Origin of the sequence: Stutzerimonas sp. FeSN7, assembly GCF_030263795.1 — a bacterium.
Lineage (GTDB): Bacteria > Pseudomonadota > Gammaproteobacteria > Pseudomonadales > Pseudomonadaceae > Stutzerimonas > Stutzerimonas stutzeri.
This window is the reverse complement of record NZ_JARPMN010000001.1, coordinates 4,462,032-4,473,962: the sequence shown is the minus strand read 5'-3', so window position 1 is coordinate 4,473,962 and position 11,931 is coordinate 4,462,032. Positions and strand designations below refer to the sequence as shown.

The 11,931-nt window shown below is 67.0% G+C and carries 9 protein-coding genes; 3 read left to right on the top strand and 6 right to left on the bottom strand.

Going from position 1 to position 11,931, the window contains the following annotated elements; genetic code table 11:
* Window positions 1-17: 17 nt before the first annotated feature.
* Both P5703_RS21335 and P5703_RS21330 read right to left on the bottom strand, forming a co-directional pair.
* On the bottom strand, window positions 18-965 hold the full coding sequence (locus P5703_RS21335) for a N5-glutamine methyltransferase family protein (RefSeq protein ID WP_126527099.1): 948 nt from the start codon (window positions 963-965) through the stop codon (window positions 18-20).
* 23 nt (window positions 966-988) lie between these two features.
* The gene (locus P5703_RS21330) at window positions 989-2,410 is read right to left on the bottom strand and encodes an iron-containing redox enzyme family protein (RefSeq protein ID WP_095460380.1); all 1,422 of its coding nucleotides are present in this window, start codon (window positions 2,408-2,410) and stop codon (window positions 989-991) included.
* Between the two features lie 187 nt (window positions 2,411-2,597).
* On the opposite strand from P5703_RS21330, the gene P5703_RS21325 reads away from it, so the two are divergent.
* Window positions 2,598-2,813, top strand: coding sequence for a hypothetical protein (locus tag P5703_RS21325; RefSeq protein WP_014595411.1), 216 nt, complete (start codon window positions 2,598-2,600; stop codon window positions 2,811-2,813).
* A gap of 115 nt (window positions 2,814-2,928) precedes the next feature.
* Here P5703_RS21325 and P5703_RS21320 read toward each other — a convergent pair whose 3' ends face one another.
* A complete protein-coding gene (locus P5703_RS21320) occupies window positions 2,929-4,092 on the bottom strand; it encodes a lactonase family protein (protein WP_020308004.1) in 1,164 nt (387 codons plus the stop codon).
* 158 nt (window positions 4,093-4,250) lie between these two features.
* On the opposite strand from P5703_RS21320, the gene P5703_RS21315 reads away from it, so the two are divergent.
* Both P5703_RS21315 and P5703_RS21310 read left to right on the top strand, forming a co-directional pair.
* A complete protein-coding gene (locus P5703_RS21315; RefSeq protein WP_041755198.1) occupies window positions 4,251-5,408 on the top strand; it encodes an acyl-CoA dehydrogenase family protein in 1,158 nt (385 codons plus the stop codon).
* On the top strand, window positions 5,405-8,191 hold the full coding sequence (locus tag P5703_RS21310; RefSeq protein ID WP_011911391.1) for a response regulator: 2,787 nt from the start codon (window positions 5,405-5,407) through the stop codon (window positions 8,189-8,191). Before P5703_RS21315 ends, P5703_RS21310 begins: the two co-directional genes overlap by 4 nt.
* Here the strand turns inward: P5703_RS21310 and P5703_RS21305 are convergent.
* From P5703_RS21305 to P5703_RS21295, 3 genes are read right to left on the bottom strand one after another with little or no spacing between them, the layout of a single operon-like run.
* Window positions 8,154-8,375: a hypothetical protein gene (locus P5703_RS21305; RefSeq protein ID WP_013981345.1), complete on the bottom strand. Its 222-nt coding sequence runs from the start codon at window positions 8,373-8,375 to the stop codon at window positions 8,154-8,156. The genes P5703_RS21310 and P5703_RS21305 overlap by 38 nt on opposite strands.
* Window positions 8,372-9,499, bottom strand: a complete 1,128-nt coding sequence (locus P5703_RS21300; protein WP_095460381.1) for a PepSY-associated TM helix domain-containing protein — start codon at window positions 9,497-9,499, stop codon at window positions 8,372-8,374. Before P5703_RS21300 ends, P5703_RS21305 begins: the two co-directional genes overlap by 4 nt.
* Complete coding sequence (locus P5703_RS21295; RefSeq protein ID WP_285589630.1) at window positions 9,499-11,730, bottom strand: TonB-dependent receptor; 2,232 nt, start codon at window positions 11,728-11,730, stop codon at window positions 9,499-9,501. Before P5703_RS21295 ends, P5703_RS21300 begins: the two co-directional genes overlap by 1 nt.
* Window positions 11,731-11,931: the final 201 nt, after the last annotated feature.

Sequence of the window (11,931 nt, the reverse complement as noted above, 5' to 3'; positions counted from 1 at the left end):
CACCCTTCGCCCTGCTGTCAGCTCGCTGGTCGCGTCACTTCCAGCACCACGGCGGCGATGCGGTCGCATTTGACGTAGGCGCCGCCGAGTAGCTCCTCGCCGAACACGTCCGGGTCCAGCTCGCGATAGGTCCAGCTGAAGGCGCCGCCCGGCAGGCGTCGGCGCACCTCCGCGAGGAACGGATCCTGGTTGTCCAGCATCGCCACGCCGGTATACAGCAGCAGCGTTCCACCCGGCGCCAGGCGCTGCAGCGCGGCATCGAGGATCGCCAGCGACAGCCCGGCGCCCAGCGGTCCACCGCCGTGGCGATAGGCGCGCTGGTCGGCGTCGACCAGATAGGGCGGGTTGGCCAGGATCAGATCGAATTCGCCGTCCACCGCGCTCAGCAGGTCGCTGTGCAGGGCGCGCAGGTTGTCGGCACCGGCCAGCGCCGCGTTGATGTGCGTCAGGCGCAGCGCCTCTGGATTGATGTCCACCGCCAGCACCTCGGCCTGCGGCCGCGCCAGCGCGGTGAGAATCGCCCCGGCGCCGGAGCCGCAGCCGATGTCCACGGCGCGGCGAATCATCCCGGTGTGCTGGTTCAGATGGCAGCGGATGGCGTTGGCGAAACGGTAGGTATCCGGGCCGAAGAACACCGCGTCGCTGGCGGTGGTGGGAAATGCCGAGTGCAGGAACAGCTGGCCGTCGAGGCTCGACAGCCGCACCTTCGAACGCCAGCGCGAGCCGCAGGCTTCCAGCACCTGCGCCTGATCCATCAGGCTGAACAGCGGGCCCGGCAGCAGCTCGTGCTGGAAGGGCCGGCTCCAGCCGAACACCCCGTGCAGGTCGTCGGCCAGCGCATTCTCCGGCCGCTGGTTGACCCGTTCGTGGGTCAGCGGGGTGGGCGTGATGAAGTGATAGCCGCGATCGCGCAGGGCCTGGCCCAGATGCAGCAATGCGCGGTCCTGCGCAGTGTCCATGGTCATGGTGCTTTCCTTGATCGATCCTTTCAGTTGAACAGGCCGTTGAACAGCCGCGTGGCCAGCAGGCCGGCGGCGCTGTGATGGCGTTGCGGCGCCAGCAGCGGCAGCAGCAGGCGCATGCGGGCAGCGCGGTCGGGCAGGCGGGCGACCTGCTGTTCGAGCAGCTGCAGCTCCTCATCGAAATCGTTGCCACTGACGTGTTCGGCGGGTTGCGGCATGGCCGGCGCCGAGGCGGCGCGGCGCCCGTTGAACAGCGCCTGGCGCTGCAGCAACGCACCGCGCGGGCTGCGCTTGCCATCGGCCTGCCAGTCGTCGGCGATCCAGTCATGGATCATCTGCTGCTCGTAGGCGCTGAATACTCCGAACATGGGCGCCTGTTCGCCGACGATGAGCTGCCAGAAACGACTTTCCTGCGGGTCGTGGCCGCGCTTGATCCAGCCGCGCTTGTCCAGCACCGCGAGGAACTGCTCGACGTCTTCACCGAGCCACTGGTTGACCGTGCGGCCTTCGAAGCGGCAGTAGTCGGAATGGACGAACTGGCCGACCGCGGCCTTCTTCTCGAAGATGCGCTGCACCTCGCGGCCGAGGTCGAAGTTGCCGATCACCGAGACGGTGCTGGCGCCCAGGTCGTTGAGGCGATAGCCATCGCGCACGCGGCGATAGAACTCGGCGCTGTCGCCCACCTGCGGCCAGGCATCCAGCAGACCTTGCACGGCTTTCTTCGCGTGGCCGTTGTCGGCGTTGTCGACGGTGACGTGCAGGGTGAAGTAGTAGGGGTCGATGCCCAGTTCGGTCAGCTCATAGGAGGTGATCAGCAGGTGCAGTGGCAGCTGCTCGTAACCGAGGTTGAAGCCGATGATTTCCGGCAGGAACTGCTCGGCGTGCTCGGCCAGCGCCAGCTGGATGGCACCCTGGACGAAGTGTTCGTCGTCCAGCTCCTGCCAGTCGTCGCAACCCTGACTCGCCAGCAGCTTGCGGTAGAGCACCACGTGGTTCTTCTCCGGCAGCCCGTCGCCGAGCTCCTCCAGGTAGGTCTGGATCAGCGCGGTGAAACGCGCATCGTCCCACCGCTGCAACAGGCCGTAGAGCCAGGCACCGTCCACCAGCTTGGTCGGCGCCACGCCACGCAGAAAGTGCAGCGCATGGGCCTTGCTCGGGAAATAGCGGCGCGGCCCGCCGACCCGGCGCTGTTCCAGGTAGGCCTGGTACTGATGGCCGACCGCCTCGGTACGCTGCAGCACCCAGGCGTCCAGATCGGCGGGGTCCGCCGGCAGGTCGCAGGGCAGGGCAGCGGCCGCTTCGAGCTGCGTGCGCAGGTAATCGGCGGCGTTCTCCCGCGCGTGCTCGTCGACCTCGCGGACGAGGGCGAAATACAGCGCCCGTGACGGCTGATCCGGCTCCGGGGTGATGGCAGGGGTGATCGGCAGGCTGCGGGAAGTCAGTTGCATGATTCTGTTCTATGGCAGTTCCAGTTGAGTTTTGGCTGCCCCGCCACTGGATTAGTTCAGCTGCGCCGCCGAGCGGCCATTGGTCCAGAAATGGCCTCACGGCCCTGCACCTTCTGCCGGCCCCGCCATCCTAAAAACCATGGCGCTCCGGATCGGCCGGGGTGCGGCGACGAACGAGGAACTGCTGATGAGCCAGAGCGAACCGGGCCGCGAGAGCATCGAGTCCATCGATCAGAGCGGCGATGCCCACGAACAGAATCCCGAAACCACCACCACTCATGGGGATGTCGCCGGCGGCAGCGAAAGCGACGTGCCGGGCGGCGCCTACAACGTGCCGCCGGGTATGGCCGAGGAGGTGAGCGACGAAGAGGCACTGCCCGATGGCGAGCAGCCGGAGCGCTGAACGCGCGCGGGGTGATCGACGTCACGCTCGACGCATTTGCCGGGCGTTGATGCCGCCATCGGCTTAATTCAGGGCGCGACCGGGTCGCCTGCTGGCTGTCCTGAAACGTCGCGGATCAGTTCGGCGTGAGCAGCTTGATATCCGAAGGCCGCCCGACCGCCAGGGTCTGCAACGTCTCGCCGAGCTTCCCGCTCTCCGGGTCGCGGCGGATCACCACCAGCGCATCGCTAAGCTGATTGGCGATCAGCATGAAGCGACCGTCCGGCGTGATGGCGAACTCCCGCGGTTCGCGGCCTTCGCTCGGGCGGCGCTGGATTTCGCGCAGCGTGCCGTCGGCCTCGATGGCGAAGACGATGATGTGGTTGTAGTCGCCGCGGTCGCTGACATAGAGAAAGCGGCCATCGGCCGAGGTGTGGATCGCGCCGGGTGAATGACGCACTTCGCTATCGGACTCTTTGAGGTCCAGCAGTTGCCGGCGGGTCAAGGTGCCATTGGTGTAATCGAAGCCAGCCACCTGGGCGCTCAGTTCGAGGGCGAGGTAGGCGTGTTTGCCATTGGGATGGAACACCAGATGGCGCGGGCCGCTGCCCGCGGGCAGCTCGATGCTGGCTGGCTCATCCGGCCGCAGCGGGCGTTCGGCATGGCTCGGGTCGTAGCGGTAGACGAACACCCGGTCGGCGCCCAGGTCGCTGACCAGAAGGCGCGTGCCGTCCGGGCTGGGCACCGCCGAATGCACGTGAGGCGATGCCTGGCGTTCGGGGTGCACGCCGCTGGCCTGATGCGCAGCGATCTGCGTGACCGGCAAGGGGCGGCCATCCTCGTCCAGCGGCAGCACCGCCAGGCTGCCGCCGGGGTTGGGTCGCGAGCCATAGTTGCTGACGAACAGGTAGCGGCCATCGGCGCTCAGGCTGGCGTGGGTGGGCTCATCGCCGAGGCTGATGGCCTGGCCGATGGGCTGGTAGTCGCCCTTGGCGTCGCGCTGCCAGGCGCCGACGCGACCGACCGGATCGGCATGGGCCGGGCCGTTCTCATGGGTGGCATAGAGCCGCCCGCGTCGCTCGTCCAGCACCAGCCAGGAGGGGTTGTGGCTCGTCAGCGCCTGCAGCGGCTCCGGCTCGAGCCGTCCCTGCGAGGGGTCGAAGCGCAGGCGCAGCACGCCGGGGCTGTCGCTGTCATGCGTGTAGCTGCCGATCAGGATCTGCATGTCGTTGCTCTCGGCCTGGGCGCCATTGGCCAGCAATGCCCCGGTCAGCAGAGCCAGTGCGAGTCGAAGGCGCATGGGCCGCTTGCCCTTTGTCGAAGAAGTCATGCCACTATGACCGCCAATCTCACGTGGCGCTCCCCACATGGAGCCGCCGCGTTCGAACAAGATCCGACCAAAACGGTCAGATATTCGGCTGGGTGGATGCCGGCCTCCCCAAGATTCCAGGAAGACTCATGGACCATTTGCTCCCCGTTCAGCTGGTCGAATTGCAGAGCATCGCCACCGATCTGGCAGAAAATGTCATCGCGCCCCTGGCCGCCGAGGTCGACGCCGAGTGTCGCTGGCCGGCCCATTCCATGCGCGCGCTCGCCGAGGCCGGCCTGCTCGGCCTGCAGGTTCCGGTGGATCAGGGCGGGCTGGGTCAGGGGCTGCTGGGCCTGTGCGTGCTCACCGAAGCCATTGCCCGTGCCTGTCCGTCCTCTGCCTTGTGCTATGGCATGCATTGCGTGGCCACTGCGGTGATCGCCGCCAAGGCCACCGACCATCAGCGCGAGCACTACCTGAAGGAAATTGCCGCGGGCCGGCATGTCACCACCCTGGCGCTGTCCGAGCAGGGCACCGGTGCGCATTTCTATCTGCCGGAGACCCGCCTGGATGCCGACGGCGAGGATTTCATCGTCGAGGGCACCAAGCAGTTCGTCACCAATGGCGGGCATGCCGATTCCTACGTGGTATCCACCGTGGCGGCCGGCGCCGAAGCCGGGGATTTCAGCTGCCTGATCGTCGACAAGGGCGGGGAGGGTATGCACTGGCTGGATGCCTGGGCCGGTTTCGGAATGCGCGGCAACTCGTCGCGACCGCTGCAGCTCGATCGGGTACGGGTGCCGGCGCGCAACCTGCTGGGCGAGCCGGGCGACCAGGTCTGGTATGTCTTCGAGGTGGTGGCACCGTTCTTTCTCATGGCCATGGCCGGCACCTACCTGGGCATCGCCCAGGCTGCGCTGGACGAGGCGGGCCTGCACCTGCACTCGCGTCGCTACAGTCATTCCGGCGAGTCCCTGCGCGACGTGGAGACGCTGCAGGTGCGCTATGGCGAACTCTGGACCGATCTGGTGAAAACCCGCGCGTTGGTGCGTGAGGCCGCACGCCGTGGCGATGCCGCGCATCCCGAGGCGCTGCCGTACATTCTGGCGTGCAAGACCGAAGCGGCGGAGACGGCGGTACGCCTGGCCAACGAGGCGATGACGCTGTGCGGTGGGGCGGCCTATCGGGAAAACAGCCGTGCTGCCCGGCTGCTGCGGGATGCCCGCGCCGGCCACGTGATGACGCCCACCACCGGGCTGCTCAAACTCTGGACAGGCCGCAGTCTGCTGGGGGTGCCGCTGCTATGAGCGACCTGCTGCTCGATCGGGTCGCGCTGCTGGAGGTCGATGACAGCGGCCTGCATGAGCAGGTCGCCCGGTGGGCGGCGGCGCACGGCCTGCAGCTGAGCCGCCTGGATGCCGGTGCATTGCCGCCGGACGACGAACAGCCGGCGCTGGTGCTGTTGGCGGCCGCTCTGCCGCGCCCGGTGACCCTGGCGCGACAGCTGCGCAACCACTGGAAAACGGCGCAGATCCTCTTTCTCAGCGAGGATGGCGAAGCCGACGCGCTGCACCGCGCGCTGGGCCCGGCGCCCCTGCTCGGGCCCCACTGGTCCATCGTCAACCTGGGTGCCAATCCACAACAGCAGCTCGATCAGGCGCTGGCCAGCGTGCGGCGACGGGCGCGTCTGCGGACCACGCTGGACCGGGCCAATGCCACGGTGCACGGCAGTCAGTCGAGCAGGCGGCCGCTGCCAACGGCGGAGCTCTATCTGCATCACTTCATCGATGCCGCGCGCGATGCGATCGTCGGCCTCGACCGGGCCGGCGCGGTGCTCTACTGGAGTGCCGGCGCGGCCGAGCTGTTCGGTCTCGCGCGCGCCGAGGTGCTGGGTCGTACCGCGAGTGGTCTGCCGTTCTGGAGCCCGGAGCTGGGCCAGGCGCTGGCACGCGCGCTGGACTGCGACACGACGCAGACGCTGCAGCACGAGGACGCCGTCAGCGGCCGCGCCCTGGAGATCGTCGTGGCCGCGGTCTGTGCGGCGGATGGTGCCGTGGTGGGCGCTGCCCTGACCCTGCGCGATGTGTCGGCACTGGTGGCCGAGCGCCGCGCCAGCGAGCTGCACGGGCGCCGACTCGACGAGGAGCGCGCGCATCTGCAGCGGCTGTTCGACCAGGCACCGGGCTTCATCGCCATCACCGAAGGGCCGCGCCACGAACTGAAGATCGCCAACCGCGCCTTCCATCAGCTGGTTGGTGCCCGCGAACTGCTCGGCCGCCCGGCATTCAAGGCCTTTCCGCAGCTGGAGAGCCGTGCGCTGTCCGAGCTGCTGCAGCAGGTCTACGTTACCGGGCGGCCCTATCTCGGCCGTGACCTCGCCGTGCGCGTGCGCCCGCAGACCGGTGGCAAGGCCGAGCGACGCTACCTCAACTTCGTTTTCCAGCCGGTATTCAGCGAGGACGAGCGGGTCACCGGTATTTTCTGCCAGGGTCATGACGTCACCGCCCAGGTGCTGGCGCAGCAGGCCTTGCAGCGCTCCAGCGAGCGGCTGCAGGAACTGGTCGAGGAACGCACCCGCGAGCTGGAGCTGAGCCGGCAGGCGCTGTACCAGTCGCAGAAGCTCGAGGCCATCGGCAAGCTCACGGGCGGCGTGGCCCATGATTTCAACAACGTGCTGCAGGTGATCGCCGGCAATCTGCAATTGCTGCAGCCGCTGGTGGAGGAGCACCGCAGCGCGGCCAAGCGCGTCGATGCTGCCAGCTCGGCAGTCGAACGCGGTGCCAAGCTGGCGCGCCAGCTGCTGGCCTTTGCCCGCCGCCAGCCGCTACGGCCGCAACCGACCAACCTCGGCCGGCTGTTGCGCGATCTCGACGAGCTGCTGCGCCAGGCCATCGGCGAGCACATCGAGATCGAAACCGTGGTCGCCGGCGGCCTATGGACCACCATGGTCGATCCACACCAGCTCGAGCAGGTGGTGCTCAACCTGGCGATCAATGCTCGCGATGCCATGCCCGAGGGCGGCAAGCTGACCCTGGAATTGGGCAACGCCATGCTCGACGAACTTTATGCGGGCACCCAGGCCGACGTGACGCCCGGTCAGTACGTGCTGCTGGCGGTGTCCGACACCGGCATCGGCATGCCTGCCGAGATCATCGAGCAGGCCTTCGAACCCTTTTTCACCACCAAGCCGGAAGGCCACGGTACCGGCCTGGGCCTGAGCATGGCTTACGGTTTCGCCAAGCAGAGTGGCGGGCATATCCGCCTCTACAGCGAGCCGGGCTCGGGTACCACGGTCAAGCTCTACCTGCCGCGTACCGAGCAGCCCGAAGTACAGGCGCTGCCAGCCACCGTCGGCCCGGTGGTGGGCGGCAGCGAAACCATTCTGGTGGTGGAGGATGACCTGCCCGTACAGGCCACGGTGATCGAACTGCTTACCGGTCTCGGCTATTCGGTGTTGCGTGCCAACGATGCGCAGAGCGCCCTGAGCATCCTGCAGAGCGGCATCGGTATCGACCTGCTGTTCACCGACGTGGTCATGCCCGGGCCGCTGAGCAGCACCGAACTGGCGCGCCAGGCACGGCTACTGCAGCCGGACGTCGCGGTGCTGTTCACGTCCGGCTACACGCGCAATGCGGTGGTTCATGGCGGGCGCCTGGACCCCGGCGTGGAGCTGCTGAGCAAGCCCTACCGGCAGGAAGACCTGGCGCGCAAGGTGCGTCAGCTGCTGGGTGCCCAGCATGGGGACGACAAGACCGCGCCGCGGCAGTGGGTGATGGTCGTGGAGGACCAGCCGCAGCTGCTGACGCTGACCTGCGAGATGGTTGAGGAGCTGGGTTACGGCGTGCGCGGCTATCCGGACGCGGAAACGGCGGCAAAGGCGCTGCACGAGCAGCGTTTCGACCAGCTGCTGCTGGACGTCAACCTGCCCGGCCGCTCGGGCCCGGAATTCGCTGCCGAGGCGCTGAAGGCCCAGCCGTGGCTGCGACTGGTCTTCGTCTCCGGCGAGGGCCGTATCGACAGCCGCCTGCCGGCGCGTTCGTTGCCCAAGCCGTTCAGCTTCGATCAGCTCGCCGAGGTGCTGCGCCCCTGAAATCGTCGCTGCGCGCCTGAGCCCGGGCGCCGCAGCGGGTCAGGCCATGCACGCCGACGGCGACCGGTGCTGCCAGCGCCAGCCAGCTCAGCCAGTCGCCGGCGCCTTCGGAAACCAGGCCGGCGATCAGTCCGGCGGCGGACAACACGGCGATCACCACCGGCCACAACCAGATGCGCATCATGTGCGCACCTCGGTCGCGCCGCGCTTGAGCCAGAGGTACAGGCCGCTGCCGAGCACGACGATGGTGAGGATATCCAGCAGCGCCCAGAGCACCTTCAGCGGCAGGCCGCCGTAGTCGCCGAAGTGCAGCGGCTCGGACAGCTGCAGCGTGGTGACGTACCAGGGCCGCGCGCTGGCCTCCAGCACCTCGCCGTTGGCGGGGTCGACCAGCAGCGCCTGGCTCAGACGCGAGGTCAGCGGTGTGTCGCCATGCAGCATCACCGCGACATGCTCCGGCGTGGCGCGCAGGGTACCGGGGTAGGCGATCATCGCCACCGCCATGCCCGGCGCGGCGGCCAGTACACGGTCGACGGCAGTCTGCAGCGAGCCGTCCGCGGCCGGTGCATCACTGGCGTCCTTCGGCAGCAACACGCGGGTCTTGCCGGCCTGCAGGGCGGCGACCTGTTCGGCCTGCCAGGCCTGGAAGATCAGGTCCGCCCAGGTGTTGATCACCCCGGTGAAGCCCACCGCCAGCGCCCAGACCAGGGTGACGATGCCGAGCAGGTTGTGCAGATCCAGCCAGCGGGTGCGGGCGGTGCGTTCCTGACGCACTTCGCCGAAGCGCAGCTTGCGCATGAAGGGCGCGTAGAGCACCACGCCGGAAATGATCGCCACCATCAGCAGCAGGCCCATGAAGCCGAGGAACAGCTTGCCCGCCAGCCCCGCGTAGAGGTCGACGTGCAGGCGGTACATGATGCTCATGAACCCCTCGTCGAAGTTCGGCGCGCCCAGTACCTCGGCCGTGCGGGCGTCGGAGAGGATCAGCGTCGACCCGCTTTCATCGGTATCGACGCGGGTATCGAGTTTGACGTACCAGACATCCGGATCGTCTTCTTCGGCGAAGAAATACAGCGGCACCAGCCCTGGATAGGCCTCGACCGCCTTGGCAGCCACCTGATCGACCGGAGCGCGCGGCGTGCCTTCGGGCATCGCCGGCGCCTCGATCTCGTTGCCGGTCAGGTGATCGATCTCATGCGAGAAGATCAACGGCAGGCCGGTCAGGCACAGCATCAGGATAAACAGCGTGCAGACCAGGCTGGACCACTTGTGGACCCAGCCCCAGCGACGAAGCGTGGCTGCCTGCATCAGAAGTCGACCGTGGCGCTGACCGACAGGGTGCGCGGGGCGCCGAGGACGAGGTAGTTGGCGTTCGGATAGCCGCCCACCGAGGCCCAGTAGTCGCGTCCGGTCACGTTGTCCAGGCGGGCACGCAGGGTCACGTCACGCTCGTCGATCACCATACGGTAGCGGGCGCCAAGGTCCAGGCGGGTCCAGGAAGGGATTTCGAGATCATTTGCCGTATCGGCATACTGGCTGCTGGTGTAGACGACACGGCTGGTCAGGGTCAGGCCATTGCTGCCGGGTACGTCCCACTCACCGCCGATATTGGCCTGGGTGCGTGGCACGCCGATGGCGCGGTTGCCTTCGTTGACGCCGTCCTGGGTGCTGGTCAGCTCTGCATCGAGCAACGTCAGGCCGCCCAGCAGGCGCACACCGTAGGTCGGTTCACCGAACACCGACAGCTCGATACCGCGGTTGCGCTGCTCGCCGCCGTCGGTATAGACGCCCCTCGTGACGCCGCCAATGGTTTCGATACCTTCAACGGTGCTGAATGGCCGGTCAGTGGTGAACACGGCCAGGCTGCCGCCGAGGTTACCGCCGTCATACTTGATACCGACTTCGGTCTGCTTCGAAACGTAAGGCTCCAAGGCGTCGCCAGCATTGTTGATCGTGACGCCTCCGCTCGTAACCGGTGCGATATCACCTTTGACCAAGCCTTCGATGTAGTTGGCATAGACCGAAAGCTCGTCGGTCAGCTGATACACCACGCCGGCGACCGGGCTGTTCTTGTAGCGGTTGTAGGAAGGCAAACGGTCACCGCTGTTGTAGTCGTAGCTCTTGGCTTCGATGCCCTGGCGGCGGGCGCCAAGGGTGACCAACAGACGGTCATCCATGAAGCCCAGGGTATCGGCGATGGCCAGACTCTGGGTGTGGGTTCGCTCTGTGACGTTGGGGTTAGACATCGAGCCGCCCAGCCAGACAGCATCCGGCATCGCGGCGGCGAACGGCCGGTAGATATCTGCTGCATAGTTGCCCGACATGGCGTAGGCGTTGCGGGCTTCCAGATCGAACATGGCTGCCGACATCACCCATTCGTGGGACACGTCGCCAGTTCTGCCGCGGGCGCGCAGGCCCACTTCGCTGGTGAATACCTCCTCCTCACGTACGTTGTCGAAGCGGTAGAAGGTGCCGGCGCCCGAACTGCCTGCAGTCATGCTTGCCAACCGATTCTTTTCCTCGCCCTCACGCACGCCGGCTGCGAGCCAGCCGGTTACGGCATCGGAGAAGTCAAATTCGGCGCGGAAGGTGCCGAAAGTCTGCTTCTCCTTCGAGTAGGTCCAAGGCTGGGCAAAGTTGTCGTCGGCATCCGGCGCGCTGGGAATGCCACCGCTCGGCGTGACGCTCGGTCGTGGCTGGTCGATGAAGTGGTACTGGTGACCGATGTCACCGGAGAGGCGGAAGTTGTCGCCCTGGTAATCGAGGCCAAGGGCGAACATGTCGAGGATGCGATCCTCGTCTTCGACCGTGGTCTCGCCGGCACGCTTGGCCGCGTTCAGGCGCACACCGAAGCGCTCCTCTTCGCCGAAGCGACGGGCGATATCGGCGTGGGTCATGGCCTGGCCACCGTTTTCGGCACCGACGGTCAGTCGCGTCAGCGGCTCGTTCGGCGCGCGCTTGGGCAGGATGTTGATCGCGCCGCCAATGCCGCTGCCACCTGGGGCTGCGCCGTTGAGGAAGGTGTTGGCGCCGCGGAACACTTCCACCCGCTCGATGAACTCGGCGGCTACATACTGGCGCGGTAGCAGGCCATAAAGGCCGTTGTAGGAAATGTCATCGGAGTACACCGGGAAACCGCGCACCACGTACAGCTCCTGGAAGTTGCCGAAGCCGCGGGCAACGCGCACCGAGGGGTCGTTCTGCAGCACGTCCGACACGCTGCGAGCCTGCTGATCCTGGATCAGCTGCGAGGTATAGGACGTCGAGGTGAACGGCGTTTCCATGTAATCGCGGTTGCCGAGAATACCCACACGCCCGCCGCGGGCGACCTGTTCGCCGGCGTAGGGTTGGGTCAGCCCGTCTGCAGAGGCGTCGGCGCTGGCGGTGATCTCCACCGATTGCAGCTCGACCGGCTCGGCCGCACTGCTCTGTGCTCCCTCTTCGAGTTGTTCCTGGGCCATGAGCGGCGAGCCAGCGAAGCTGGCGGCAAGGCAAACGGGCAGCAGTGCGGTTTTACGCGAGAAGCGAAGAGTGGGCATGACGGACCTGACCGGGCATTGGACTGTAGGTGGCGGAGGACGGCTCGGCTGGCGATGCGAGCCTGTGCCATCTGAGAGCCACTATCGTATATAAAGGATAACAATTCGCAACTGTATTCCGCCTGGCGGTGCCGTGCCATGGCGGCGCGCTAGGCATGCCAAGGCGTCTGGCCCGCGGCCCGTCGCCTGTCGGTCTTCTGA